Genomic DNA, 26,009 nt, shown 5'->3' with positions numbered 1-26,009 from the left:
TTTTTGCAACTCTCCCAAAGGTGTATGATTTACACACTTTTTCGCTCAACTCAAATCTTCGCAACGGATTATGCAAAAACTTCTTCAAGATTTCTCAATCCCCGCTGTCTTCGCAGGCTTTATTACCTTTCTGGTTGGTATTAGTGTTTCTTCAGTCTTGGTTATTCAAGCTGCTCAACTACTTGGTGCAACACAAGCACAAATCACTTCATGGTTTTGGGCTTTAGGCTTAGCAATTGGTTCATGTGGATTATTTTTATCTTGGAAATTTAAATATCCTGTTGCTACGTCATGGTCTACTGCGGGTTTAGCACTTATTCTTGCTTCAGGCAGTGGCTATACACTCTATGAAGCCATTGGCGCTTTTTTAGTGTGTGGGCTACTGACTGCAATTTTAGGTTTTTTAGGCATTTTTGAAAAAGTACTGACTTATATTCCTCAAAGCTTAACCAGCGCTATGCTTGCAGGTGTATTACTTAAATTTGGTATAGAAATATTTGCCAGTATGGAAGCAAATTGGGGATTTATTCTTTCCATTTTAGCGATTTACATCATCAGTAAACGTCTATTTCCACGCTACTGTATTGTTATTACCGTTATTTTAGGTGTCATGATTTGCCCATTGTTTATGCAGTTTAAAAGCGCAAATATTCACCTCGCTTTAGCACAACCAATTTGGATGAAACCTGAGTTTACTTGGTCTGCTTTATTTGGTTTAGCCTTACCTTTGTTTGTCATTAACATGGCATCGCAATATCTTCCAGGGCTTGCCATGATTAAAAGTTACGGCTATGAACCCCACGTAAAACACTTAATTGGTTGGACAGGTTTCGTCCAAACCATTCTTGCACCTTTTGGCTGTTTTAGTGTCAATATTGCTGCGATTAGTGCTGCGATTAGTTTAGATGATCAAGTACATCCCGACCCTAAAAAACGTTATATCGCAGGCATGAGCTGTGGTATTTTCTATATCATTATGGGCTTATTTGCAGCCACACTCACCAGTATTTTAATGTCCTTTCCTCACCTATTTATTACAGCTCTAGCAGGCATTGCATTATTTGGTACTATCGGACATAACATTTCAATTGCTTTTACCAATATTGAAGACCGTGAAGCAGCATTACTCACCTTTTTATTTAGTGCCTCAGGTGTACAATTCTTTGGTATAGGCTCAGCATTTTGGGGCTTACTGTTTGGCTTAGCTGTTTCTATAATTTTAAAATTTAGAACTAAAGCATAATTTTATCAAGGTGTTATATTACATCAATACAACACCTGAATGCTTTATGTTTAATCTAGCTCATCTTCAATTTCATATTCGTCAAATAATGCCCAAACTTGTGATAAAAAAGGTTCTGGCAAACCATCCTCAAATTTTGAACTGCGTGTTAAATGCTTTCCTTCTAACACTTGCAACATTTTTTCAGGTATTTCCTGTTGTATTTCAATCTCAGCATATTCAGTGACCCAATTATATTCATCATGATCATGACTTGGGTCATAAGCAAAGTTTTGATTTTTCCAAAAACCGTTCAGATATTTTTGTTCTAACTGCTGTAAATAATCATAACTTTCAACTGACCAACTTGCTTTTTCTAATACTTCTTCACGATTTTTATATTGCTTTAAATAACGTACTCCGCTCATCCAATAGATCGCTAAAATCACCGCTTGATCAACCTCAGCATGATCTAAAATCCAGTTCAGTAAATATTGGTTTCCATCCCAATTAGAACTAATCACAGATTGATAAATATCTTCAGGTGTCGCCTGTTGTAAAAAGTTAAGCCAAATTTGATCCATTAGATCAGTAAAAACTGCATTTGATATTTTTTCATCGCTTTCTAAGTTTATTTAAAAATTCTCAGCAAGATTATAAACAAAAAAAAAGCTTATCCTAGGATGGATAAGCTGGAAAAATTGAACAAAGAAACAACAACGAGAAACTAATCACTATTTTAATTTTCGAACATGATTTAAACAAATACATTAAAACAATAATAAAAAACCTCAGTTTTCTTAAATTATTGTGACAATGTAGAGCAGCACGATGTCGAATCTTAAAAAGCAATAAAGACTAAGACATAAAATTCATTTTTCAGTCATTTGATGGCTTATATTCGACTTTAGTTTTAAATTTCAGGATATTGACCTGTACCTTCTGGCCACGGTGAAAGTAGCTCAAAACCTGTCTCTGTCACATAAACCATATGTTCCCATTGCGCAGATAACGAACGATCCATTGTGATCACAGTCCAACCATCTTTTAACTCTTTTACGCGCGCTTTACCTGCATTAACCATAGGTTCAATGGTAAACACCATGCCCGTTTTCAGCTTTAAACCTTGTCCTGGTTGACCATAATGCAGCACGTTTGGTTGCTCATGATAAACTTTACCAATTCCATGACCGCAATATTCACGAACAATACTATAACCTTCACGATGTGCAACGCTTTGGATCGCATAGCCGACATCACCTAAAGTTGCCCCTGGTTTTACAGCATGAATACCCGCTACCATCGCCTCATAAGTCGTTTCGACTAGCTTTTTTGCAGCAGGACTGACATTTCCGACGTAGTACATACGACTGGTATCACCAAAATAACCATCTTTAATAATCGCAACATCAATATTGATAATATCACCATCATTTAAAATGGTTGTTGCCGATGGAATCCCATGACAAACCACTTCATTTGGAGAAATGCATGTGGTTTTTGTATAACCATAGTAGCCAACATTCGCAGGAATGACCTTCAAAGTATTCACAATAAAATCATTGCAAATATTATCTAAATATTCGGTACTTACACCTGGTTTAACATATTGACCTATCATTTCTAAAACCTGAGCAGCCAAACGTCCAGACACTCTTAGTTTTTCAATGTCCTGTTCGGTTTTAATCGTGATAGTAGAAGCTTTCATGTCATCCGCCCTCAAATGTAAGCCACCATTATAGGCGCTATAGAAAAAAAATGGACAAATAGAACGATGAAATTAAATCATTGTATTGGGTCAATTATGCAAATAAATCACTTAAAATATCGAAGTGAATTGCCATTAAAAACAAAATAATTCAAATATTTAAAATATTATTTTTTTTGAATTTCATTAAAAAGCACATTATTTTCATTAAGATAACTTAACCTTTTTCCTAAATTTCCCGCCCTTATATAATTTTTTTTAATAAGGTTCATAAAATAAAATACAAAAAGCTCGACTTTTCCCCTAAAATCTACGGTTTTTGTAATCCTAACTCTCCTATGACAAGTCTTCGTACTAAGGATATTATTGCTTTAGGGTTTATGACTTTCGCCTTATTTATTGGGGCGGGCAATATTATCTTTCCACCTATTGTTGCGCAACAAGCAGGTGAACATGTTTGGTTAGCAGCATTTGGTTTCTTAATCACTGCTGTTGGTTTACCCGTAATTACCATCATGGCACTTTCTAAAACTGAAGGTTCAATTGCACTTTTAAGTTCACCTTTAGGTAAAGTTGCAAGTTTAATTTTAACTGTGGTTTGCTATTTATCTGTTGGACCACTCTTTGCAACACCACGTACTGCAACAGTTTCCTATGAAATCGGATTTTCATCCTATTTTGGTAACTCAAGCTATAGTTTGATGATTTACAGTATCATCTATTTTGCAGTTGTGACTTTAGTTTCACTATATCCAAATAAACTGCTAGATACAGTAGGTCACGTCCTCGCACCGTTAAAAATTATTTCTTTAGCAATCTTAGGGATTGCAGCAGTCATGATTCCTGCGGGCTTTATTCCCCCTGCTATTGATGGCTATATTACAAGTCCTGTTTCTGAAGGCTTTGTGAATGGTTATCTCACGATGGATACATTAGGCGCTTTGGTTTTTGGTATTGTCATTATTCATGCCATTCATTCACGTGGTGTGACTGATAAAAAACTGGTGACTAAATATGCAATCATTGCAAGTTTAATTTCAGGCGTAGGGCTTACATTAGTTTACTTAAGTTTATTTAAGCTAGGCTTAGGAAGCCATGAAGTTGCACCAAATGCAACCAATGGTGCCGTTATTTTACATGCTTATGTACAACATGCTTTTGGTGATCTTGGTGCTTTATTCCTGACAGCTTTGATTTTTCTGGCTTGTATGGTGACTGCAATTGGCTTGACTTGTGCATGTGCTGAATATTTCGCCCAACTGACTAAAATTCCTTATAAAGTTTTAGTATTTATCCTCGTTTTATTCTCTTTAATTATCTCTAATCTTGGTTTAACAAAACTGATCGCTGTGTCTGTCCCTGTACTCAGTGCAATTTATCCACCTGCAATTGTGGTGATCATGTTGAGCTTTTTTTGGAAATATTTTAATCGTCCAAGTTTAGTGATTGCGCCTGTAACTGCTGTTGCTTTTGTCTTTGGTATTATTGAAGGAATCAAAGTGACTTCTTTTGCCAATATTTTACCTGATGCAATTCAACATCTACCTTTAAATCAGCAAAATCTGGCTTGGTTACTGCCTTCTTGTGCCATTTTAATTATCTTTGTTGCAATCGACAGACTTAAAAAATAGATCTTTTAATGTTTGTTATTAAAATCTTATTTTACCCAAATAGAGATTTTAACAGTACACAATAAACGTTACATTTACCCAATGAGCTTTTATTGTTTGCAACAAGATTAAACAAAAAATGCAATACAATATCATGATTTTTATAAATATTACCTAATAATATAACATTCGTCTTTTGTCTAATTAGCACTTTTCATTCTCTTTATTATGTTGTACTTTTATATAAGTTCAGCAGACTATTTATCTCAGAAATGATATTTATGGTTAAAATTTAACCTATTTTAAAAATAAATAACCTAATGTAATATTGTCATAAATATGTCACATTTATTTAGGATAATAGAGATATTTGCATTCAAAATAATAATTTGCTATGGTAAGGATCAACCAAGCAATTCAGACTAAAACAATGGGGTTTTTGTCGAGCAGACAGGAGGGATGAGGATGTTATCATTACATTCAAATAAGCAAGTCTTCATTAATTCTTTGAAGGCTAACAAAAAACTGGTCATTTACTTAAGCACAACTTTAGCTTTGATGACTATTCTATTTTTACATGGTCTCGTTCAAGGCAACTTAAAACCTGAGTTTTTTGTATACGCTTTATTCGTTTCTGCCGCATTTTGTCTATGGGAATTGATCGACCACAAAACCCGTAAATCAGCCAAAGCAGCAAGTATTAAATAAAAGATGGATGCTTAGCATCCATCTTTTTTGAAGTAAAAGTATTCTACAAATTGCATCTAATTTTAAAAATAAAAACCGAAGATCACACCCAAAACTAAAATACCAGTCGCCAATACCTCCCCCAAAACCAAAAGTATCATCGCACTTGTCATCAACCAGTTAGGTAAACTTTTATTCCCCATTTTATGCGGTTGTTTAAATTGGTTTGTCGTATCTTTTAACCAACCATGTACGACATAACTTGCAATCGAAAAAGTAAAAAAAATCAAATTAATCAGTACACAAAGTAAATTTATCAGGTCTGACCAAATCGAAAAGTATGCAAGCACAGCTAAAATCAACGTTGCTGGTGCATAAAGCAAGCTACTTCGATGTGCAATATCCACATAATAGTGCGCACGTGATTGTTCAGAATTACGGATTTGTGCATATTTCCATACACCTGTCAGCATACCCACCCAAAGATATAAACCACTAAAAATAATTGCGAACTTAACCGCATTTGAAAATTGCATTACATCCATTATTGAATTAACTACCCTATTCCATTTTCTTGTAGTGTACCCATGTTCTCATTTATTTTTTGACTCTCTAGTCATAATTTAATCAAGTTTCTTTTTAGAACTTGTATATTGTAGAAACAAGTTCATAATTATTTTTGAATCAACCATGCAAAACTCTGAAAAACTCAATATTACTTGTAAAGATGGTTATACTTTAAGTGCAACCTTTTACGAAAATACGCAAAAAAATCAAAACTTACCTATTTTAATTTGCCCCGCTACAGGGATTGTGCAAAGCTTTTATCGCTCTTTTGCTGAATGGTTAGCAGAACAAGGCTATCAAGTTATGGTCTTTGATTTTCGTGGTATTGGTGCTTCATTACATGGTCCATTAAAAAAATCTCAAGCAAGTATTCAAGATTGGGGACAGCTTGATATTCCTGCTGCCATTGATGCGCTTTTGGTCAAAACACAAAAAGAACAAGTCATTCTTGTTGGACATAGTGCAGGCGGTCAACTCCTTGGAATCGCCCCTAATTATGCAAAAGTCGCAAAAGTCATTGCAATTTCAGGCTCAACTGGACATGTCAAAGGCTTGAAAGGTCGCACCAAACAACTTGCACCTGTTATGTTTAATATTATTTTTCCAATTTCGAGTTTTTTTAAAGGCTACGGCGCAACAAAAATGATGGGAATGGGTGAAAATTTACCGAAAAATGTTGCAAAACAATGGGCACAATTTTGTAGCCGTCCAGGTTATGTAGAGAATGCTTTAGGTAAAACAATTTTTGAAGATTATCATCAAAATATTACCTGCCCTATTTCGGTGTATTGGTCATCAGATGATGAAATCGCAACTGAAGCCAATGTTAAAGATCTCCTACGCCTTTATCCAAATGCTAAAACAACAATGCATGAACTCGTTCCACAAGATTTAGGGCATAAATCTATCGGACATATGCTGATGTTCAAAAAATCACATCAAAATATTTGGTCAATGATTGAAAAAGAAATAGCCGCTTAACCCAGTTTCAACACTGAATGCTGTAATCCTCGTTCAGTGTCTTTTTATTCTTACAAAAAATGCCTCATTATTGAGGCATTTTTATTTAATCTAATCAATCAGGTCGAGTAATTTTAACGGTCTTAATGCGATTTTCATCCATTTCTAAAACTTCAAAATCAACACCCTCTTGAACAATATGCGTTCCAACTTTGACATTACCCTGAGTTTTATCAAAAATTAAACCAGCCACACTAAAATAGTCTGAATCTTCTTGAACTAAATCGACTGTTTCTAGCTCTAATTCAAGTTGATACAAATCAAGCATTCCCGATGCTCTCCATGTTGTGTCATCAACTTTCACCAGTTCAAGCTGTTCATCTGCATCAGGAAACTCACCTGCAATAGCTTCAAACACATCTAATGGTGAAATCAGACCTTGAATATTACCAAACTCATTCGTGACTAAAACCAGTGAACCTTTTGAAGTACGTAAAGTATGAATTGCATCAATCACCTTCATTTTTTCAAAAATAAAAATTGGGCGCTGACGCTTCAATAACGCTTGTAATTGTTCAGGCTCATCCAAAGCATCTATTAGCTCTTTTGCACGCACAATCGTTACGACTTTATCTAACTGACCACGACATACAGGAAATAAACTATGTGGTACAGACAAAATTTGATTTCGAATACTCTCAGCATCATCCTCTAAATTTACCCAAGAAATTTGATTTCGAGGTGTCATAATAGAGGCAACACTCCGTTCAGCAAGTGTTAAAACCCCTCCCACCATATAACGTTCTTCATCTACAAAGGCTTTTTTCGCTTCTATGGTTTCAGGCGATGCTGACACATCTGTATCTAACTTACTTCCCATAAGCTTTAAAATAGAATCGGCTGTACGGTGGCGTAAAGGAATTTTTGCTTTATGTTTTTCAGCATTTCGATTACTAAATTGGTTAAATGCCTCAATTAAAATCGCAACACCAATACCTGAATAGATATATCCTTTTGGAATATGGAAACCAAAACCTTCTGCAATTAAACTAATACCAATTAACAATAAGAAACTTAAACATAGAATGACAACAGTTGGATGTCTGTTTACAAATGCAGTTAATGACTTTGAAGCCAACAACATTACAGCCATAGCAACAACCATAGCAACCATCATCACATAAATATTATCTACCATACCAATGGCAGTAATTACAGAGTCTAAAGAGAACACTGCATCTAAAATGACGATTTGAGCAACAACAGCCGTAAAACTTGCATAGACAACATTACTGGTGACATGAACTTCTGGCTTGCCTTCCATTTTTTCATGTAATTCTGTCACGGCTTTATAGACGAGGAAAAGTCCGCCAAATAAAAGAATTAAATCACGACCTGAGAAGGTCTTATCGAAAACCGTAATAAGAGGTTGAGTTAGCGTAACTAACCATGAGATTGCAAATAACAATCCTAAACGCATGATTAAAGCGAGAGAAAGACCAATAACACGTGCTTTATCACGTTTTTCAGGCGGTAATTTTTCAGCTAGAATGGCAATAAATACGAGGTTATCAATACCTAAAACAATTTCTAAAACAATTAGAGTGAGTAGACCTACCCAAATACCAGGATCTAATAAAAATTCCATTATTAGATCTCCTGCTCTTTATTCTTATTCATTATACAAAACTTAAATTTTAACCTACACGGCGACGGATCCATGAATGAGACCTTTTCAACTATATTGCTCTTAATTATGCACAATCTAGATATTTTGTAATTATTTTTTTTATTATTTTACAAATAAAAATAAATTTCGTGTTTTATCACCAAATTAAAATTCAAAAAATAAATAGTTTCATTTAATTAAATCAGTAAAATTGATTTAGAATCATCTAATATTTTATTTCAAGCCCTTGTATTCTAATTCTATAAATTTAATAAATATATGTGTTTTTATTTTTTATGACATTTTAGACAGAAATTTTTGTTTGTAAAGCCAAGTCTAAGAGTACCTTTTTTTAATTAAAATATCACACGAACATGATTGATATTTCACCCACATTATTTTTAATGAAGTATTCATGTATAAGTGAAGTAAATCACTCTATTATATGAATAATTTTTTAAATAGCGTAAGTGTACGGTATCTAGGTTGAAACAAACCTAAACCCTATATAGAAATATTAAAATAGCTTATGAATGGGATTAATTTTAATACATACCCCTCATTAAAATTAGATAAATAGCCAAAAAGCAAAACAAGAACAGTACACTAAAAACTGGACTTGAAAGATCAAACAATAGCAAAACTATTGAAATTCTTGTGCTGAGTTATTTAGTCCAGAAAGTAAGCATCATGCAATATGCTACTTAAAATTAAGCTCAAATGACAAATGATTAAACTCAAAAATGATAAATTTATACTTACACTAAGTAACAGAGTTTAAACAATTATAAAGTAAAACTTCATAGTATTTCTTTATTTTTAGCATTATTTGTTTATTTTTGTATTGATTTTAGGTATCAATTTACAATACTATTACAATTGTTATTACATCTGGTTAATAATTAGAAAAAACAAGGAATCTTTTTGATGACCAAAAAATATTCAAAATTTTTACCAACAACTGATAATTTTAATTTGGAAAATTTTCCATATTACTGGATTACACAAGTTCATTCTCAGTATGTACTTAATGTCGACCATGCCTTAAAAAAGTATGGTGTAGATAATTCTAGACGTCGTTTATTATTAGCACTTGAGTCTAAACCAGACGCAAGTGTTTCTGAACTATCAGACATGATTGTTTCAAAAATGTCGACCACAACTAAAATTGTCTATCGATTAAAAGATGAAGGCTTAGTTAATACCTATTCTTGTAGTCAAGATGCACGTATTACACGAGTAAACTTAACCGACTCTGGCCGACAAATGACAATTAAAATCAATGATTTAATGAGTGTTGTTTTAGAGCAATCTTTTGAAGGTTTAACCCCACTTCAAATTGAAAAAATGATGGAAAGTTTGAAACATATTTTTAAAAATTTATCACGTTAATTTATAAAGCGCTCTGCTTTATAAATCATCAAACATGTTTAACTGTGGAGAGTTTTTTGCTTGACGTTGTTGGGGACAATAAAAGCACTCAAACTCCTCCACAGGAAAACCCTGCATAAATGTCATAATATTTGGGTTTTTCCATGCAAGCCATTGCTCGATTCTTTCATGCGGAATGACAACGACTGAACGCTTAATATTACCTAGTTCATGAAACTCTTTCATCATTGCATGATCTATAGCATCCATTGTAATCATACAAGTTGAACGGATAACTTCTTCATTTAGCTTGGTAATTTCATACAATGCTGCAATAAAAATGCCTGACCATCTTTACGTCGCACGCCCCAACGCTGTGCTTTTCCATGAATATATTTAGCTTCATAAAATTCGGTCACAGCAATTAGACCTAATTTTGCTTTTAGTAATGAATCACGAAAACTTGCTTTTTCAAGCAATGTTTCATTTCGTGCATTATAAGTGTGCTTTGCAATATCACGATTTTCTGCCCATTTAGGAATCAATCCGAAATTGACTAGACGCCATTCTAAACCTGTATCTGACTTAAATAATAAAGGGGTCTGAAAACTTGGATAAACCTCCTCCTGATATTCAAACGGAATTTTTGGTAATCCTAAATCATAAATTTGTTGCAAGGTTGCAGGCTTATAATTTGCACACATATTTTAAGCGAAACTCCATCAAACAAACTGACTTTATTCATCATGTATTAGGTCATTTTGTCTCATTTGCACAAAAATAATAATTTTCCATCATAAAAATGTAAAAAAATTAATTGACCTTTTATATGATTATTTAGTTTTATTTAAAAATAATTCAGTAAAAATAACCTTACAAGGCAACCTGACTAAAACCAATGTAGCGATATAAACCTTCAACACCTAAATCCATTTTATAAATTTGATAATCTTTAAATGTAGCTTGTGTTAATTCATTCAATATATGAAGTCCCTGCTCATCATGTGCATGAATTTCATCTACACTACGAGGCATCGTCTGTTCAAAAGCATCAGAGATAAATTCAAAACCTAAATCCATTGCAATAAATAAAGTATGCTCACAAGGCTGAATATATTGCTCTTGCGACCAGTCTAATACAGCATGCTGACAATGAGGGCATGTTACATTTTGTCCAGAATTATTTACGTCAATCAATTGAAAAGTCATTTTTAAAAGCACACAATAAAATTATAGTTTAAACGAGTTCAAAAAAAATTCGAATAGTCTACGTACTTTTACTTAATTTAAATCAATACATAAGGATGTTATGTCAACAATTGAGAAAGCTATTGCGCTTGCTGCAAAAAAGCATACAGGTCAACTTGATAAAGGTGGTCAACCTTATATTTTTCATCCATTACGTTTAATGCTCAAAGTCCATCATCCTCAGCAGCAAATCGTTGCTGTTTTACATGATATTTTAGAAGATACTGATACAACCATTGTCGATTTAATTTCACTCGGGTTCAACCAAGATACAATCGATGCTATTCTAGCATTAACTAAAAAATCTGGAGAAACACGTATCCAAGCTGCTTATCGTGCAGCGAAAAACCCAATTGCAAAAATTGTTAAACTTGCCGATGTGATGGACAATATGGACTTAACACGTATTCCTCAGCCCACTCAACGAGACCTGCAACGTTTAGAGGAATATAAAAAAGTCTATGAAATACTGCAAAATAGCTAAATTTTAATGTGAAAAATATTGAAGCTTTATTAAAAAAAGCACTTAATCTACCCAATCAAGCACAAACAGTTTAGTTGTTGACATTCATCAGCTAAATTCTTTTAGAATATATAATTACTGCAATTTTGGAAAACACATGCTCACCGATTTAGATGATTTTTATTGTTTTGCTTTAGTTGTTGAGCATGGCGGATTTAGTGCAGCAGAACGTGCAACTGATATTCCAAAGTCAAAACTAAGTCGTCGTGTTTATAATTTAGAAGAAAATTTAAAAGTTAGACTGATTCAACGTAGCTCTCGACATTTTGCTGTCACTGAAATCGGGATGAATATTTATCGTTATGCTCAAGTCATGATGAATGCTGCCCAATCTGCGCATGATCTGGTTGACCACTTAAGTGCACAACCACGTGGCTTAATCAAAGTCAGTGTGCCTGTTTCAATTGCACAGAATGAAATTTCTCGTATTTTACCGCAGTTTTTAAAAGAATATCCTGAAATCAAAATTCAATTATTGGTCAGCAATCGTCGCGTAGATATCATCAATGAAGGGATTGATCTTGCTTTACGTGTACGCGACAATCTTGATGATGATCCAAATCTTGTATTGAGAAAATTTGAACGTATTGAGCAACATTTATTTGCAAGTCAAGCTTATTTAAATGAATTTGGTTCCTTAAAAAGTCCAGAAGATTTATCAGAGCATCGTATTTTAAGCATGATTGATGAGCATTCAGAACAGCAAATTGTTTTATATGATGAGAATAATCATCAGAAAAAAGTGAAAGTTACGCCTATTGTCATGGGTTCAGACCTCATGATGTTAGCTAAACTTGCGAGTCAAAACTGTGGTGTAGTTTTATTGCCTGACTCAGTTGTTCAAGATTATGTTCGTTCTGGCGAATTGGTCAGAGTATTACCAAATTGGAAAGTTCCTCAAGGAATTTTTCATGCTGTTTATCCTTCTAGACGTGGCTTATTACCTGCGGTGCGTGTCTTTATTGATTATTTAGTTGAACATTTAACAAAAAGATAGCTTTTCATTCAGCTAAACTCAGTTTATTGCAGCTAATTTGGCTAATCTTTGTTACCATTCTATCTGCTTTAAACTTGTATCCTTTACTTTTATGACTTCAACTTATCAGCTTCAGCTCGATGCCAAAATTGAGCGTATTCACAATCAATTTAGCAAATTTAATCCACCTGAATTGGAAGTTTTTGCTTCTCCTGAAAAAAATTTCCGTATGCGTGCAGAGTTTAGAATTTGGCATACTGAAGATGATATGTTCTACGCCATGTTTGAACGTGATGCAGATCAGCAAAAAGTTGTTGTCAGAATTGATGGATTTCCTATTGCTGATCAAAGTATTAATGATTTAATGCCGATTTTATTGGCAGAACTTAAAGCGCATGAGCTTTTATCAAAACGCCTTTTCGAGGTTCATTTTCTTGCAACGCTCAATGGTGAAATGCTGGTGTCATTGGTTTATCGTGCCCCACTTCATGAAGAATGGGAAACTTTAGCCAAGCAACTTGCTGACAAGCTTAAAATCAAAATTGTTGGGCGTAGTCGTGGTCAAAAGGTTATTTTAAGTGATGAGTTTGTTGTAGAAGAATTACAAGTATTTGACCGAAAATTTAAATACAAACAAATTGAAAGTAGTTTCACTCAGCCCAATGCCCAAGTCTGCCAAAAAATGTTGCAATGGGCTTGTAATGCTGTAGAAAACTCGCAACAAGACTTATTAGAACTCTATTGTGGCAATGGTAACTTTACACTTCCGTTATCGCTACATTTTAATCGTGTACTTGCAACAGAATTAGCAAAATCATCCGTTTATGCTGCACAGTGGAATATTGAGCAGAACCAAATTGATAATATTCAAGTCGCTCGCCTTTCTGCTGAAGAGTTTACCCAAGCTTATCAAGGTGAACGTGAATTCCGTCGTTTACAAGAAGCTGAAATCGATATTTCGAGTTATCAATTTGAAACTGTATTTGTTGATCCACCACGCGCAGGCATTGATTTAGAGACGTTAAAACTGCTGCAAGGGTTTAAGCGTATTCTTTATATTTCATGTAATCCAGATACATTATTTGAAAATTTAGAAGTTTTAACACAAACACATAAAATTCAAAAATTTGCATTATTTGACCAATTTCCATATACACATCATGTCGAATCTGGGGTCTTGCTCGAAAAGATTTAAACAATTTATTTCAAAGTTAAGCTAGGCTACATTGATGTAGCCTATTTTCTAAACAACAATATTCACATTACTTATCAATGGCTTAATTTTTTAATCATAAAAAAGCTGTCATCATTCCGTTAAATTTTTAATTTATAATCGTTAAAATTCGTGTTTTTTATTCAAGCTAGACCTTAGCATAGCTTGTATTTTATTTTAAACCCTCTATATTTCAAGCTATGTTTGGTTGCATTAGAAGGCTCTATGAGTTTTTGGCAAAAGCTGTTTACAAAAGATGCGCAGCAAAATGAGCATAAAAATCAAATTGCTTGCGTGGAAAATGATTGCTCTTGTAAATCCAATGATCAGCTTCTTTTGGCTTTATCTAAAGCGAAAGATGAAGATACTATTTTGGGTATTAAAAAAGTTCTCATATCTCGAGGCTTCAGTCGTAAAGAGCTAAACGAACTTCAACATCCACCTATTCAATAGTCATGGATGATACAAAAAGGCATTCTCATGAATGCCTTTTTTAATATTTCGCTGCATTTTATAACAAGACATCTTCTAAAAGTGCTGTTAACATCATAAACGCATAACAAAATATTCATGTATTTGAAGCTTAAATCGAGAATTAACAATGAAAAAAATCTTTTTAGCACTGACAGCGATTAGTATTATTCTAAGTGGATGCAGCAGCAATAAAATGCCAAAAGAATGTGAAGAATCATGGCAACACATTGAAAAAATGGCAAAAACTAGTGGTATCTCTGAAGAAGCAATCACAAATCAGAAAAAGGCTTTTGAGGATGAAGTCAATAAAATGAGTAAAGAAGAAGCGACTGAAGTATGTAAAACACAAACAGCTATTTTGGGTATGGTGAAATAAATTTTTAAGATTTCTATGAGTGTAAATTTGTACTTTATCTAAGTCTAAACCATAAATATGTTATTGCACTCAAATAAAAAAACCCTGACAAGTCAGGGTTTTTTTATCGCTTACAGATTAGTCACCTGTATAACCTTTCAATTTCAAGCGGTAAGCATGAAGCAATGGCTCAGTATAACCTGATGGCTGCTCAGCACCTTTAAACACTAAGTCATAAGCTGCTTGATAAGCAAAACCATCGAAGCTTGGTGCCATTGGTGTATAAAGCGGATCGTTTGCATTTTGCTCATCCACGATCTTCGCCATACGCTTAAATACTTCTTCAACTTGTTCTTTAGTCACAATACCATGACGTAACCAGTTAGCAACGTGTTGAGAAGAAATACGAAGTGTCGCACGGTCTTCCATCAAGCCAACGTTGTTAATATCAAGAACTTTTGAGCAACCTACACCTAAGTCAACCCAACGAACAACATAACCCAAAATACCTTGTAAGTTATTTTCAAGTTCTTTGGTTTTCTCTTCATCAGTCCAATTTGTGTCTGTCGCTAAAGGCGGAGTCAACAAATCATCTAAAGATAATGGCTCAGTTTTCAATAACTCTTGTTGACGAGTTGAAACATTACATTGGTGATAATGAATCGCATGAATGACTGCACCAGATGGTGATGGAACCCATGCACAGCTTGCACCAGCTTCAGGATGCTCAATTTTAGTTTTGTACATGTCTAAAAGCATATCTGGCTTAGGCCACATACCTTTACCAATCTGTGCTTTACCACGTAAACCAGCTTGAAGACCGATCATCACGTTACGGTTTTCATAAGCAGGGAACCAGATTTGACCTTTCACTTCGCCTTTACGAACGAATGGACCTGCTTCCATAAATGTATGGATTTCATCACCTGTACGATCCATGAAACCTGTATTAATGAAGATCGTACGATCTTTTGCTTGCGCGATACAGTTTTTCAAGTTTACAGAAGTACGGCGTTCTTCGTCCATAATTCCGATTTTTAAGGTTTTTGCAGGTAAACCTAACGCTTGTTCAGCGCGTTCGAATAATTCAACCGCAAATGCAACTTCTTCAGGACCATGCATTTTTGGTTTTACGATATACATAGAACCTTTACGTGAGTTCTTGTTCTCGTTTTCACCTTTAATGTCAGCGAAAGTCAATAATGGTGTAATTAATGCATCCATGATTCCTTCGTAGATTTCAGCACCATCTACAAGAATCGCAGGATTCGTCATTAAATGACCTACGTTACGAAGAAGCATTAAAGAACGACCGTGAAGCTTAGTCTCACCGCCAATCAAGTTTTTATGTGTACGGTCTTTATTTAATGTACGAGTAACCGTTTTGCCATTTTTCTCGATAGATTCAGAAAGGTCACCTTTCATCAAGCCTAACCAGTTACGGTAGCCTTCTACTTTTTCTTCAGCATCAACCGCAGCGATTGAGTCTTCTAAATCTTGAATCGTTGTAACAGCAGCTTCAAGTACAAGATCTTTGACACCTGCCGCATCAGTTTTACCAATCGGGCTTGTTGCATCAGCTTCAATAATAACGTGTAAGCCATTATTTAAAAGTACAATTTCATTTGGAGCAGATGGCTCACCATTGAAACCAACAAATTGTGATTCTTTTGCTAAAGTTGTTGTAGCGCCATCTTTTAGGCTCACAACAAGTTTATTGCCGTCCACTGCATACTTAGTCACATCTGTATGTGAACCCGTTGCAAGTGGGAAGGTTTCATTTAAGAAGTTTTTTGCAAATGCGATAACTTTGTCACCACGAACTGGGTTATAGCCTTTACCTTTTTCTGCGCCATCTTCTTCTGAGATCACGTCAAAACCGTAAAGTGCATCGTATAAAGAACCCCAACGCGCATTGGCAGCATTTAAGCAGTAACGTGCATTACGTACTGGTACAACCAATTGTGCACCTGCGAGTAAGGCAATTTCTTCATCGACATTTTCTGTCGTGATTTGGAAATCTTCTACTTCTGGTAATAAGTAGCCAATTTCTGTAAGGAAAGCTTTGTAAGCTTCGAGTTCAAATTTATTGTCGCGGTGCCATTGATCAATTTTAGCTTGAATATCGTCACGCTTAGCCAATAGTGCTTTATTTTTTGGACTAAGATCGACAACAACTTGCTCAAAATCTTTCCAGTATTTTTCACTGTCTAAACCAGAGCCTGGTAAAGCTTCATTTTCGATAAAATCGTAGAGTTCTTTAGCAATCGCTAACTTGCCTTTTTGAATACGTGCAGTCATTGTCTTTCCTGATATTGCTACTTTTTATAACAAGAGATTCTTAGTATACCTATTTATACTTTGCTGAATAGTAATATCACATTCCTAAATAGTAAGCATTTTAATTTGAATACATACCAACATCATTCAATTAAATACAGTTTTAAGATGCAAATAACATCAACAATTTGAATACCCTTTCCACAGTGTATAAAGTTTTTAAAATGTCGAAATTAGACTTAAGTGCCAAAAGTTCATTTATTTGATCATTTTAATATCTATATACTTTTTCTCGTCTTTGATTAAGCCATGAAAAACAAAGAATGTCGACAAAAGCCTGTAAATAATCATTTCACATTTCCATAAAAAAGCACTCTTTTGAGTGCTCTTTTTAATCTTATTCAACTTGTAACTCTTTTGCCTGAATCTGTCGATGTGCGGACTGCAAGTACTCATCTGACTGCATTTCTAATAAACGTGAACGGGTACGTTCTATTTCAAAAGCAAGCTTTTCGCCTTCATAAATCTCAATAATAGAGTCCGTAGAAGTCAATAATAATTTCACTCCACGATCATAAAATTCATCGACTAGATAAATGAAACGGCGCGTACCTTCCGATAAATTATCATCCAAATGCGGCACATTACTAACCAAAACTGTATTATAAATATTGGCAATTTCAATAAAGTCAGATGGACTACGTGGTTTCATACAAAGTTCACGGAATTCACACCACAAAACATCTTCTGTATGCCCAAGCGTTTCGACTTCACGATTATTAATGATGATCGAATCTTTAGAGATGGTTTGTGACAATACTAAAGCATTAAAGCGTTCAGCCATCCATGTTTTATTTTCATCATTTAAAGGTGACTTAAACAATTGTGCTTGTTTTAATACACGTAAACGATAATCTACCCCTGCATCAACATTTAAAATGACACAATTTTTCTTCACCATTTCAATCGTTGGAATAAAACGATCGCGATGAATACCATTTTTATATAAACCATCAGGTGCAATATTTGATGTTGCAATCAATGTGATGCCACGTGTAAATAGCTTTTGAAATAAATCACTGAGAATCATTGCATCTGTTACATTCGACACAAAAAACTCATCAAAACAAATCACCACTGCATCTTTGTAAATTTGATCTGCAACTAAATCGAGTGGATTACGCTGACCAGAAAGTTTATTTAACTCTTTATGTACAAACTGCATAAAGTGATGAAAATGCATACGGGTTTTTCGACGAAATGGTATTGATTCAAAAAACTGATCCATTAGCCATGTTTTACCACGTCCCACACCGCCCCACATATACACCCCTTTTGGTGCTGTTTGACGACGAAAGCGACGAAAAGCCTTTTTAGAAGCTTTATAACGGCTTAGTAACTCTTGCCAAACACGATCTAGCTCATGCACTGCTTGCGCCTGTGCTTCATCGGGTAAAAACTGCCCAGATGATAAAGCCTGAGCGTAACGTTCCGCAGGAGATAAAGGCGTAAATGCGGTGCTGTGTGCTGTTTTTTTGTCTAACATATTACTTTAATACTTTTAGGGGCTAATGGAAGTATAGCGAAAATTAGAATTTGATAAATAAGACTTTGTCATTAATTCATTCTTGCTATACGTAAACTTAGGCTATTTGCCATATTGGCGTGGACTTTGCCCAAACCAACGTTTAAATGCATGATTAAATGCCGCAGGCTCAGAATATCCCAACAATTCAGCAATCATTTCTATTGAATATTCTTTATATTCAATCAGACGCAATGCTTTATGTTTGATTAATTGCTCACGAATCATTTTGTAACTGGTGTTTAATTGTTGCAGTTGATGACGTAAAGTACGCTCTGGTAAATTTAAAGCCTGTGCAGTTTCTGCCATCGTTGGCATAACACCTTGCTGTAACTCTAAATAATCATTTACACGTTGAATTAACACTGGAACCTGATGTTCAACTGCACTTAAACGTTGAATCTCCTCTATACATTTCACCTCATAAACACGATGCGTTATTGGGTCAGCAGATGAAATTTTGACATCTATAACATATTTATCCAACCAAAATGCAGCTGATGGACAATCAAAATGCAAATTTGATCCATAGTAATGATAAAACTCTTGTAATGTGTCAGGATCTTCTGGTTGTTTAAATGGTAACTCAACACGTAAATCAGGAACAATTAAACCCATCATTTTATAAATATCTTGCAAAAATTTATAAGTTCCTGAAATTTCACATTGGGCACGTAAAAGCCCCATTTCAGATTTTAGATCAACAGGTTGATAACTTAAAGCAACCTGATGTTCATTTTCAATGGTATCTAAAACTCCATATAAATGCGTTAAGCCCTGAAATCGAATACCATTTTTGATTGCATCACCAATACTATTACATGTTACTAATAACATTAATAATGGACCATAACCCGCAAGAGCATAATGCTGCCCAATAAACAATCCTGTTTCAGGCTGCACACCTTGACCAATAATTTTTTGAATATCCCACTCTAAGCTCGGATGAATAATTGAACTTGGATCTAGAGCATCGGATTGAATTCCAATACTCGCAAGGCGTTCATCCACATCAATACCTGCATTACGCATACCTTGAATTAAATACATTAAGCCGAGTATTGATCTTTTCATCATATCTACAATATTTTTCACTGTTTGTTTTTTACTATATTCTTGAACTTTTTTAAATTGCCGATTTGATCAATTTTTTTGTTTGTTGAATCATGTCTGTTTTTTAAAAATTCAGTTAAGCTCAACTAAAATCAAAAGAATAGGTTTTAAAATATGTGTGCAGCAAACGCGAATCATGAACCCACTCAAAAAACTCAAATTGCGATTATTGGTGCAGGTTTTGGCGGCTTAGCTATGGCTATTCGTCTATTACAAGCCAATATCCATGACTTTATTATTTTAGAAAAAGCCGATGATGTTGGTGGCACATGGCGTGAAAACCAATATCCTGGTGCTGCCTGTGATGTCCAATCTCATATGTACTCGCTCTCTTTTGCACCTAAAAAAGATTGGTCTAAACGCTATGCTGAAGCACCTGAGATTTTTGATTATATTCAGGATCTTATTAAAGAATATGAACTTAAAAAATATATTCAGTTTAAGCAAGAAGTTATTTCAACCACATATAATGAACAACAAGGTCATTGGCATTTAGTATTAAACAATAGGCAAAAAATAGAAGCACAATTTGTTATTTTTGCCTCGGGTCCTTTACATGTACCACAAATTCCAAAAATTAAAGGTATTGAAAAGTTTAAAGGTGAAGTTTTTCACTCCTCACAATGGAACCACAAATATAACCTTAATCAAAAGAATGTTGCATCTATTGGAACAGGTGGCAGTGCCATTCAATACATTCCAGAAATTGCTGCAAAAGTTAAAAATCTTTACGTTTTACAACGTACTGCTGCATGGGTTATTCCACGCGACGAACGCGCTTATAATGCATTAGATAAACATTTATTTAAACGCTTCGAATGGTTTAGAAAACTACATCGCGCACGTTTGTATTGGTCAAATGAGTCTCGTGTTGTTCCTATTGTACAACCTAAGATTATGAAATATGGTCAAAAACTAGCGGAAGCTTTTATTAAATTCCAAGTGAAAGATAAATCTATTGCTAAAAAATTGACTCCTGACTATGTGATGGGATGTAAACGCATCTTGATTTCCAATAAATATTTTCCAACTTTTAATCGTGAAAACGTGGAATTAATGACTGATGCCATTCAAGAGCTTACTGAAAACAGTATCATCATGAAAAATGGTCAAGAACGCCAAATTGATTGTTTAATTTATGGCACAGGCTTTATTACTGACCCACGTATTTATCTAAAATCATTTGAATGTTACGGTTTAAATGGCATTGAACTCAAAGATGCATGGAAAGATGGTGCAGAAAGCTATTATGGTGTGACCACTAAAAACTTTCCTAACTTATTTCAGTTGTTAGGACCAAATACGGTACTTGGGCATAATTCTGTTATTTTTATGATTGAATCTCAGGTCAATTATATTTTACAGCTTATTCACCTTGTCAACAAAACCAAGACCCAAGCGATTGTCATTAAACCAGAAGTGCAAGACCAATTTAATGATCAAGTACAAGCGCAGCTCAAAGGTACCGTTTGGCAGTCAGGCTGTGTTAGTTGGTATCAACAAGATGGTGGGAAAAACTTCTCACTTTGGCCAACGTATACATGGAAATTTTGGATGCAAACTCGAACTGCAAATCCAGCAGATTATTTACTCTTAGGTAAAAAACAAATGTCAAACAAAAATTCACGTGCTGCATAAAACTTTGGCTATAATGGGTAAATACTGATTATTTACCCATTTTTATGCAATCTCTTTGGCTTATCTTTCAACTTTTATTTTGCTTATTTTTAGGCTTTATTTTAGCACGACGCTTACCTCAGTGGCTCGAAAAAATAGCTTTCAAAGTGTTGCCTTATTTTACTTATATCTTACTGGTTGCGATTGCAATTGAGTTTGCTCAAACCTTGCATACTATTGCTCAACCTGCACAAATTCTCAGTGATGCTATTACCATTTCTTTAGCAACTTCTGCTGGTGCATTTATCTGTTGTTATATTTTATTTAAATTAATTGGCTTTCAACCGACTCAAGGTCGTGTATCTAGTGAACTCCTCATTGGTTCTCTAATTAATATTAGTTATGCTTTTATTGCGATCGCATTTGGCTATGGATTATCTGAGTTATTTTCAGCATTTGATTATCAATTACACATTAGTTCATGGTATTTGTTATTAATTTTTATGATACTGATTGGTTTAGATTTAGCCTATTCTCCTCTTGATCGCTCATGGCTCAATTGGAAGATTATGTTAGTACCTATTGGCTGTATTATTGGTTCAATTATTGGTGCAGTTGTATGCTCATTACTCATCAACAACATTAATCTCAAAGACTTAATCATGCTTTCTCAAGGATATGGCTTTTACTCCATGACAGGTATTGTCGTTACTGAGTTGAAAAATGCACATCTTGGCAGCATTGCACTAATGAATGACTTATTTAGGGAAATTTTTGCTATTTTAGCGATGTATATCATCGGCTGGCGCTATCCACGCTCTGCAATCTCAACCGCAGGGGCAACAGCAATGGATGTGACGTTACCTATGGTTAAACAGGCATGTGGCAATGAATTTATTCCTCATGCAATGGTAAGTGGCTTCGTGTTATCTATACTTGCGCCTATTGCTGTGAGTATTTTAGCAGCGTTATAAGTCTTCGCGCTCATATTCAGCTAGAGAATAACGAATATTGATCACTCGATTTTATTTAATCTCTAACTGACAAAGCGCAGTATCTAAACTAGGCTTTTTTGGAAAAATGATCATTTTGTTCACAGCGTGTTTATAAATTTTAAGCATCTCATGTTGAGCAATGATTATTAAGATCTCATTCATCGATTGACGCAAATGTGACTGCACACAAAATTCCTTCATCGCCTGATTATAAATTCTTTGTTTATACAATTCTTGGCACACAGGTATAAGCACTAACATTAACAGCAAAACAATAAAAATAGATTTATTTTTAGTCATTATTTTTCCTTTTTATTTTGACAAATAATCTCGATAGTAATCGTATTATATTTATGTCATTATGATTTTGATGAGTTTTTTATAAATTATTTGCTTATTTGTAGCGTGTAATCACAAAACAAAAATTAAATAAGTATTTTCATTTAAAGGAGAAAAATAAGTGGATTTAATTGCAGGTGCTAACACGATAGTTCCTACGACTGCATTAACATTAGAAATTCAAGTTTTCGGCATTGACTCAACAGCCTTAGATTTCAGCGCTTATAGCCTCGCTACACAAACGAACAAAGTACGTGGCGATGATGATATGATTTTTTATGGGCAATTAAATAATCAAAATCATTCCATCTATTTAGAACAAAAATCCATTATTTCATTTCATCTACAGCTACATAAAATTGATGCACAAATCCATAGAATTGCAATTTGTGCAACACTAGCAAATGAACAATTAAATTTTTCAAATATCTCTCATCTCCTTTTAAAAGTGAAAAATCAACAACAAACTTTAGCACAGGCTAAAATTATTGGACAAAATCATCGTGAAGTTGCACTTATTTTAGGAGAATTTTACCGTTATAAAGAACTCTGGAAATTTAAAATGATCGCACAAGGCTTTAATGGTGGACTGAAGCCTCTAGCTGAGCATTTTGGTGTTGAAATTGCAGATGAACAACCGACTCATATTGACCCGACTCCCCCAGCACATGTAGAACCACCAAATACTTCATCCGAGCAAGCAACTACAAGTCATATTTTAAAAGACATTTTTAGTGCTCCACTCAAAGCCTTAGAAAAAAGAAAACATATAAAAGAGTTTCAAAAACAACTCCTACAAATTTTTGCAACACACAATATCAGCCCACAAAACCAACAACAACTTATTGAATTTTGTACAGATAAAAATATTACTTTAGCTGATGCTTTGAACTATTCTGAACAAGAAATTAAAAGCTTTTTATTACAAGTCTCGCAACATAAATCAAAACAACAAATCATAGAATGGGCACAGTTTCTACAGGTACCACAAAATACTTTAGAACAAGCCTTAATCATGCTACGCCAAGCCAATGAAGTTAAGTTTGTCAATATGCTCAAAACTGCTTTAGCGGATGGCATACTGAGCAATCAAGAAATAGAAAAATTGACACAATTTGCAACACTGCACCAATTAAATAGTAAAGAGTTAGTACAACGTGCCAAAAATGCTATCGAAGATTTCTTTAATTTTACACTTGCTTCTCTTATTTTTGATGGCACTATTTCACATGAAAATGAATTATTGATTAAAAAATTATGCCAATTTCTACATCCTGAACCAACACTTCTCAAGCAAATTAATCGTACAATTTCCATAGCGAAACAGATTACACAAATTAAACAAGGTCAAGTAAATACAATTCAAACCACCGAAATTATTGTCAAAAATTCTGAGTTTGTTTATCTACATCAAAAAAAAGTAGGTATTCAAGCAACCAAAAAAGAATATGTTGTTGGTGACTTATTTATTACGAGTGAGCGGATTATATTTAAAGCAAGTACAGCTTTTGAGCTTCTTATTTCAAATATTATTGCTGTTGAAATTCTTTCTGAATATATTGAAATTATAGCAAAAACCAAAAAAGGTTCAGGTAAATATCATATTGGCAAAGATTCAAATATTGTTGAAGCTTATATTGAATACGCAATTAAAAGATTTCATCGACAGTTAGACTTTTCACAAAGTTCAGGTAACACCCGACATATTCCACAAAATATTAAAAATGCAGTATGGCAAAAATGCCAAGGCAAATGTGTACAATGTAGTTCAAGTGCTTATTTAGAATTTGATCATATTATTCCATTTTCTAAAGGTGGTTCTAACTCAGAAAATAATTTACAGATTTTATGTCGAAAATGTAATTTAGAAAAAAGTAATCAAATTTAATTTTTATAGATTTTAAATCACGATCCACATTGAATCGTGATTTAAATATTTAGTACATTACAATGTTGCCAAAATATCTTTTAAAGTTTGGCTTGGATTTTCTGATTGAGTAATTGGGCGACCAATCACTAAATGCGTAGAGCCATCAAGCATCGCTTGTTTAGGCGTTACAATACGCTTTTGATCATCTGCATTAGAACCTGCTGGTCGAATGCCTGGTGTCACTAAAGAAAAGTTTTGCCCCAATGTTTCACGCAACATTTTTGCTTCTTGTGCAGAACATACTACACCATCCAAACCACTGTCTTTAGTCAATTGAGCTAAACGTTGAACTTGCTCAAAAGGCTCAATATCTAAGCCAATATCACGTAAGTCTTCACGCCCCATAGAAGTTAAAACAGTAACCGCGATCAACTGTGTATTATAATTACCAGCCTTTAAACGCTCTACACAAGTTTCCATCATTTTGCGACCACCAGAAGCATGAACATTCACCATCCATACGCCCATGTCGCCAGCAGCACATACAGCTTGTGCTGTAGTATTTGGAATATCATGAAATTTTAAATCTAAAAATACTTCAAATTTACGATCATGCAAAGCTTTGACTATACTTGATCCTTCATGAGTAAATAGCTCTTTACCCACCTTTACCCGACAAAGTGATGGATCCAATTGATCAGCAATTTTTAGTGCGTCATATTGGCTTTTAGCATCTAAGGCAACAATAATACTCAAGGGGTTCTTTCCATCACAACAAGATGGCTTATTATAAGGATAATCAAGAGCTGCACAAAGCCTTAATCTTCTTTAATGCAGATATAATGTATGATTAGTTAAAATAATGAGACCCTCAATCTTTCATTATTTTAAATGATTGAGGATCTATAGCATTATAATGATTTAAAGTTTTTTATCTTGTGCGTATACATCCATCACTGTTTTTTCATGGCGTACACTTGCTGCTGCCTCAGCGGCTGCCAATTGAGCACTTTGAATTTGCTCTTTACGTAAATGGTCAATGTCTTTGCGCAATCTCTTAATTTCCCAAGCATTTTGAAATACACGGAAAATCTGCACACCAACCAATAGTCCAAGCACAACACCGAGTACTAAGGTTAGTAATAACAATAAGCCTAAACGCATTGCAGGAACTTGGGTAAACAATAAGTCCACAGGCAGTTCAGCTGGATTTTGTAAAACCAATGCTAACGCATAGCCAAATATTACTAACAGTAATGCTACTAAGAAATAGCGCATAATCACCCCATTTTCGAATTTTTATTTATTTGCAGATTCGTTTACTGCGTCGCGTAATGCTTTACCAGGTTTGAAGTGTGGTACTGCTTTAGCTGCAACTTCTACTGATTTGCCTGTCTTAGGATTACGACCTACACGTGGCTCACGGTGATGTAGAGCAAAACTACCAAATCCGCGAATTTCAATACGATCATCAGACGAAAGCGATGCAATCATTTGATCAATCATAATCTTAACAGCTTCTTCAACCAATGGCTCAGCCAAGTGTGGGTTTTTAAGTGCAATTCTTTCTATTAAGTCAGATTTGTTTAATGCTTCAGTTGTCATCTACGACCTCAATTAATTTGAA

25 protein-coding genes and 1 pseudogene are annotated in these 26,009 nt (G+C 34.4%); 13 read left to right on the top strand and 13 right to left on the bottom strand.

Annotated features, from left to right (window positions below; all coding sequences use genetic code 11):
* The first annotated feature begins 70 nt into the window (after positions 1 to 70).
* The gene (locus HX124_RS03195) at positions 71 to 1,243 is read left to right on the top strand and encodes a benzoate/H(+) symporter BenE family transporter (RefSeq protein WP_286381913.1); all 1,173 of its coding nucleotides are present in this window, start codon (positions 71 to 73) and stop codon (positions 1,241 to 1,243) included.
* Positions 1,244 to 1,293: 50 nt separating this feature from the next.
* On the opposite strand, the gene HX124_RS03190 is transcribed toward HX124_RS03195, so the two are convergent.
* Positions 1,294 to 1,806 (bottom strand): DUF4274 domain-containing protein, encoded by a 513-nt coding sequence (locus HX124_RS03190; RefSeq protein WP_286381912.1) that lies wholly within the window; start codon positions 1,804 to 1,806, stop codon positions 1,294 to 1,296.
* A 329-nt stretch (positions 1,807 to 2,135) separates the two neighbouring features.
* The gene (map, locus tag HX124_RS03185; RefSeq protein WP_286377086.1) at positions 2,136 to 2,930 is read right to left on the bottom strand and encodes a type I methionyl aminopeptidase; all 795 of its coding nucleotides are present in this window, start codon (positions 2,928 to 2,930) and stop codon (positions 2,136 to 2,138) included.
* Between the two features lie 338 nt (positions 2,931 to 3,268).
* Here map and brnQ point away from each other — a divergent pair, with 338 nt between their 5' ends.
* Together brnQ and HX124_RS03175 are read left to right on the top strand one after the other, a co-directional pair.
* Entirely contained in the window at positions 3,269 to 4,561 is a 1,293-nt protein-coding gene (gene brnQ / locus HX124_RS03180; protein WP_286381911.1) for a branched-chain amino acid transport system II carrier protein, read from the top strand.
* A 444-nt stretch (positions 4,562 to 5,005) separates the two neighbouring features.
* Entirely contained in the window at positions 5,006 to 5,248 is a 243-nt protein-coding gene (locus HX124_RS03175; RefSeq protein WP_107009243.1) for a hypothetical protein, read from the top strand.
* A 62-nt stretch (positions 5,249 to 5,310) separates the two neighbouring features.
* On the opposite strand, the gene HX124_RS03170 is transcribed toward HX124_RS03175, so the two are convergent.
* Complete coding sequence (locus HX124_RS03170) at positions 5,311 to 5,772, bottom strand: hypothetical protein (RefSeq protein WP_286381910.1); 462 nt, start codon at positions 5,770 to 5,772, stop codon at positions 5,311 to 5,313.
* A 145-nt stretch (positions 5,773 to 5,917) separates the two neighbouring features.
* On the opposite strand from HX124_RS03170, the gene HX124_RS03165 reads away from it, so the two are divergent.
* Positions 5,918 to 6,775: an alpha/beta hydrolase family protein gene (locus HX124_RS03165; RefSeq protein ID WP_107009241.1), complete on the top strand. Its 858-nt coding sequence runs from the start codon at positions 5,918 to 5,920 to the stop codon at positions 6,773 to 6,775.
* Positions 6,776 to 6,869: 94 nt separating this feature from the next.
* On the opposite strand, the gene HX124_RS03160 is transcribed toward HX124_RS03165, so the two are convergent.
* Complete coding sequence (locus tag HX124_RS03160) at positions 6,870 to 8,402, bottom strand: TerC family protein (protein ID WP_286377082.1); 1,533 nt, start codon at positions 8,400 to 8,402, stop codon at positions 6,870 to 6,872.
* A 948-nt stretch (positions 8,403 to 9,350) separates the two neighbouring features.
* Between HX124_RS03160 and HX124_RS03155 the strand changes: the two genes are divergently transcribed.
* Positions 9,351 to 9,815, top strand: coding sequence for a MarR family winged helix-turn-helix transcriptional regulator (locus HX124_RS03155; RefSeq protein WP_107009239.1), 465 nt, complete (start codon positions 9,351 to 9,353; stop codon positions 9,813 to 9,815).
* Positions 9,816 to 9,833: 18 nt separating this feature from the next.
* On the opposite strand, the pseudogene HX124_RS03150 reads toward HX124_RS03155, so the two are convergent.
* Positions 9,834 to 10,498 (bottom strand): annotated as a pseudogene (locus HX124_RS03150) (SOS response-associated peptidase).
* 169 nt (positions 10,499 to 10,667) lie between these two features.
* Complete coding sequence (locus tag HX124_RS03145; RefSeq protein WP_107009720.1) at positions 10,668 to 11,003, bottom strand: hypothetical protein; 336 nt, start codon at positions 11,001 to 11,003, stop codon at positions 10,668 to 10,670.
* Between the two features lie 100 nt (positions 11,004 to 11,103).
* On the opposite strand from HX124_RS03145, the gene HX124_RS03140 reads away from it, so the two are divergent.
* The 5 genes from HX124_RS03140 to HX124_RS03120 all read left to right on the top strand — a co-directional run bounded on the left by HX124_RS03140 (position 11,104) and on the right by HX124_RS03120 (position 14,604).
* Positions 11,104 to 11,526, top strand: coding sequence for a guanosine-3',5'-bis(diphosphate) 3'-pyrophosphohydrolase (locus HX124_RS03140; RefSeq protein WP_107009719.1), 423 nt, complete (start codon positions 11,104 to 11,106; stop codon positions 11,524 to 11,526).
* Between the two features lie 136 nt (positions 11,527 to 11,662).
* The gene (locus tag HX124_RS03135) at positions 11,663 to 12,562 is read left to right on the top strand and encodes a LysR family transcriptional regulator (protein WP_286377080.1); all 900 of its coding nucleotides are present in this window, start codon (positions 11,663 to 11,665) and stop codon (positions 12,560 to 12,562) included.
* 91 nt (positions 12,563 to 12,653) lie between these two features.
* Positions 12,654 to 13,736: a tRNA (uridine(54)-C5)-methyltransferase TrmA gene (gene trmA, locus HX124_RS03130; RefSeq protein WP_286381909.1), complete on the top strand. Its 1,083-nt coding sequence runs from the start codon at positions 12,654 to 12,656 to the stop codon at positions 13,734 to 13,736.
* Between the two features lie 243 nt (positions 13,737 to 13,979).
* Complete coding sequence (locus HX124_RS03125) at positions 13,980 to 14,207, top strand: hypothetical protein (RefSeq protein WP_107009716.1); 228 nt, start codon at positions 13,980 to 13,982, stop codon at positions 14,205 to 14,207.
* Positions 14,208 to 14,355: 148 nt separating this feature from the next.
* The gene (locus HX124_RS03120) at positions 14,356 to 14,604 is read left to right on the top strand and encodes a putative periplasmic lipoprotein (protein WP_286381908.1); all 249 of its coding nucleotides are present in this window, start codon (positions 14,356 to 14,358) and stop codon (positions 14,602 to 14,604) included.
* Between the two features lie 117 nt (positions 14,605 to 14,721).
* Here the strand turns inward: HX124_RS03120 and HX124_RS03115 are convergent, their stop codons facing one another.
* The 3 genes from HX124_RS03115 to HX124_RS03105 form a co-directional block, all read right to left on the bottom strand.
* Entirely contained in the window at positions 14,722 to 16,884 is a 2,163-nt protein-coding gene (locus HX124_RS03115; RefSeq protein WP_286381907.1) for a malate synthase G, read from the bottom strand.
* A 376-nt stretch (positions 16,885 to 17,260) separates the two neighbouring features.
* Complete coding sequence (zapE, locus tag HX124_RS03110; RefSeq protein WP_107009713.1) at positions 17,261 to 18,409, bottom strand: cell division protein ZapE; 1,149 nt, start codon at positions 18,407 to 18,409, stop codon at positions 17,261 to 17,263.
* A gap of 102 nt (positions 18,410 to 18,511) precedes the next feature.
* Positions 18,512 to 19,522, bottom strand: coding sequence for a helix-turn-helix domain-containing protein (locus HX124_RS03105; RefSeq protein ID WP_286377076.1), 1,011 nt, complete (start codon positions 19,520 to 19,522; stop codon positions 18,512 to 18,514).
* A 153-nt stretch (positions 19,523 to 19,675) separates the two neighbouring features.
* Between HX124_RS03105 and HX124_RS03100 the strand changes: the two genes are divergently transcribed.
* Positions 19,676 to 21,199, top strand: coding sequence for a flavin-containing monooxygenase (locus HX124_RS03100; RefSeq protein ID WP_286381906.1), 1,524 nt, complete (start codon positions 19,676 to 19,678; stop codon positions 21,197 to 21,199).
* 44 nt (positions 21,200 to 21,243) lie between these two features.
* Positions 21,244 to 22,152 (top strand): LysO family transporter, encoded by a 909-nt coding sequence (locus HX124_RS03095; RefSeq protein WP_107009710.1) that lies wholly within the window; start codon positions 21,244 to 21,246, stop codon positions 22,150 to 22,152.
* 51 nt (positions 22,153 to 22,203) lie between these two features.
* Here HX124_RS03095 and HX124_RS03090 read toward each other — a convergent pair whose 3' ends face one another.
* On the bottom strand, positions 22,204 to 22,473 hold the full coding sequence (locus HX124_RS03090; protein WP_286377074.1) for a hypothetical protein: 270 nt from the start codon (positions 22,471 to 22,473) through the stop codon (positions 22,204 to 22,206).
* A 160-nt stretch (positions 22,474 to 22,633) separates the two neighbouring features.
* On the opposite strand from HX124_RS03090, the gene HX124_RS03085 reads away from it, so the two are divergent.
* A complete protein-coding gene (locus tag HX124_RS03085; protein ID WP_286381905.1) occupies positions 22,634 to 24,400 on the top strand; it encodes a TerD family protein in 1,767 nt (588 codons plus the stop codon).
* Between the two features lie 57 nt (positions 24,401 to 24,457).
* On the opposite strand, the gene pyrF is transcribed toward HX124_RS03085, so the two are convergent.
* The 3 genes from pyrF to HX124_RS03070 form a co-directional block, all read right to left on the bottom strand.
* Entirely contained in the window at positions 24,458 to 25,138 is a 681-nt protein-coding gene (gene pyrF / locus HX124_RS03080; protein ID WP_286377072.1) for an orotidine-5'-phosphate decarboxylase, read from the bottom strand.
* 165 nt (positions 25,139 to 25,303) lie between these two features.
* Positions 25,304 to 25,660, bottom strand: coding sequence for a lipopolysaccharide assembly protein LapA domain-containing protein (locus tag HX124_RS03075; RefSeq protein ID WP_107009706.1), 357 nt, complete (start codon positions 25,658 to 25,660; stop codon positions 25,304 to 25,306).
* Between the two features lie 21 nt (positions 25,661 to 25,681).
* Positions 25,682 to 25,987 (bottom strand): integration host factor subunit beta, encoded by a 306-nt coding sequence (locus HX124_RS03070; RefSeq protein ID WP_107009705.1) that lies wholly within the window; start codon positions 25,985 to 25,987, stop codon positions 25,682 to 25,684.
* Positions 25,988 to 26,009: the final 22 nt, after the last annotated feature.

The organism is Acinetobacter sp. 226-1, assembly GCF_030329325.1.
Classification (GTDB): domain Bacteria; phylum Pseudomonadota; class Gammaproteobacteria; order Pseudomonadales; family Moraxellaceae; genus Acinetobacter; species Acinetobacter sichuanensis.
Note: the sequence above shows the minus strand (reverse complement) of the source record. Positions and strands in the feature narration are given on the sequence as shown.

What these genes read in the sequence shown, in the direction of transcription:
- HX124_RS03195 (WP_286381913.1), top strand. Translation starts at nt 71, where the DNA reads ATGCAAAAACTTCTTCAAGATTTCTCAATCCCCGCTGTCTTCGCAGGC.
- zapE (WP_107009713.1), bottom strand. Translation starts at nt 18,409, where the DNA reads ATGTTAGACAAAAAAACAGCACACAGCACCGCATTTACGCCTTTATCT.
- HX124_RS03115 (WP_286381907.1), bottom strand. Translation starts at nt 16,884, where the DNA reads ATGACTGCACGTATTCAAAAAGGCAAGTTAGCGATTGCTAAAGAACTC.
- HX124_RS03095 (WP_107009710.1), top strand. Translation starts at nt 21,244, where the DNA reads ATGCAATCTCTTTGGCTTATCTTTCAACTTTTATTTTGCTTATTTTTA.
- HX124_RS03135 (WP_286377080.1), top strand. Translation starts at nt 11,663, where the DNA reads ATGCTCACCGATTTAGATGATTTTTATTGTTTTGCTTTAGTTGTTGAG.
- HX124_RS03160 (WP_286377082.1), bottom strand. Translation starts at nt 8,402, where the DNA reads ATGGAATTTTTATTAGATCCTGGTATTTGGGTAGGTCTACTCACTCTA.
- trmA (WP_286381909.1), top strand. Translation starts at nt 12,654, where the DNA reads ATGACTTCAACTTATCAGCTTCAGCTCGATGCCAAAATTGAGCGTATT.
- HX124_RS03120 (WP_286381908.1), top strand. Translation starts at nt 14,356, where the DNA reads ATGAAAAAAATCTTTTTAGCACTGACAGCGATTAGTATTATTCTAAGT.
- HX124_RS03145 (WP_107009720.1), bottom strand. Translation starts at nt 11,003, where the DNA reads ATGACTTTTCAATTGATTGACGTAAATAATTCTGGACAAAATGTAACA.
- HX124_RS03170 (WP_286381910.1), bottom strand. Translation starts at nt 5,772, where the DNA reads ATGGATGTAATGCAATTTTCAAATGCGGTTAAGTTCGCAATTATTTTT.
- HX124_RS03105 (WP_286377076.1), bottom strand. Translation starts at nt 19,522, where the DNA reads ATGAAAAGATCAATACTCGGCTTAATGTATTTAATTCAAGGTATGCGT.
- brnQ (WP_286381911.1), top strand. Translation starts at nt 3,269, where the DNA reads ATGACAAGTCTTCGTACTAAGGATATTATTGCTTTAGGGTTTATGACT.
- HX124_RS03090 (WP_286377074.1), bottom strand. Translation starts at nt 22,473, where the DNA reads ATGACTAAAAATAAATCTATTTTTATTGTTTTGCTGTTAATGTTAGTG.
- HX124_RS03075 (WP_107009706.1), bottom strand. Translation starts at nt 25,660, where the DNA reads ATGCGCTATTTCTTAGTAGCATTACTGTTAGTAATATTTGGCTATGCG.
- map (WP_286377086.1), bottom strand. Translation starts at nt 2,930, where the DNA reads ATGAAAGCTTCTACTATCACGATTAAAACCGAACAGGACATTGAAAAA.
- HX124_RS03175 (WP_107009243.1), top strand. Translation starts at nt 5,006, where the DNA reads ATGTTATCATTACATTCAAATAAGCAAGTCTTCATTAATTCTTTGAAG.
- HX124_RS03165 (WP_107009241.1), top strand. Translation starts at nt 5,918, where the DNA reads ATGCAAAACTCTGAAAAACTCAATATTACTTGTAAAGATGGTTATACT.
- HX124_RS03100 (WP_286381906.1), top strand. Translation starts at nt 19,676, where the DNA reads ATGTGTGCAGCAAACGCGAATCATGAACCCACTCAAAAAACTCAAATT.
- HX124_RS03190 (WP_286381912.1), bottom strand. Translation starts at nt 1,806, where the DNA reads ATGGATCAAATTTGGCTTAACTTTTTACAACAGGCGACACCTGAAGAT.
- HX124_RS03070 (WP_107009705.1), bottom strand. Translation starts at nt 25,987, where the DNA reads ATGACAACTGAAGCATTAAACAAATCTGACTTAATAGAAAGAATTGCA.
- HX124_RS03140 (WP_107009719.1), top strand. Translation starts at nt 11,104, where the DNA reads ATGTCAACAATTGAGAAAGCTATTGCGCTTGCTGCAAAAAAGCATACA.
- HX124_RS03125 (WP_107009716.1), top strand. Translation starts at nt 13,980, where the DNA reads ATGAGTTTTTGGCAAAAGCTGTTTACAAAAGATGCGCAGCAAAATGAG.
- HX124_RS03155 (WP_107009239.1), top strand. Translation starts at nt 9,351, where the DNA reads ATGACCAAAAAATATTCAAAATTTTTACCAACAACTGATAATTTTAAT.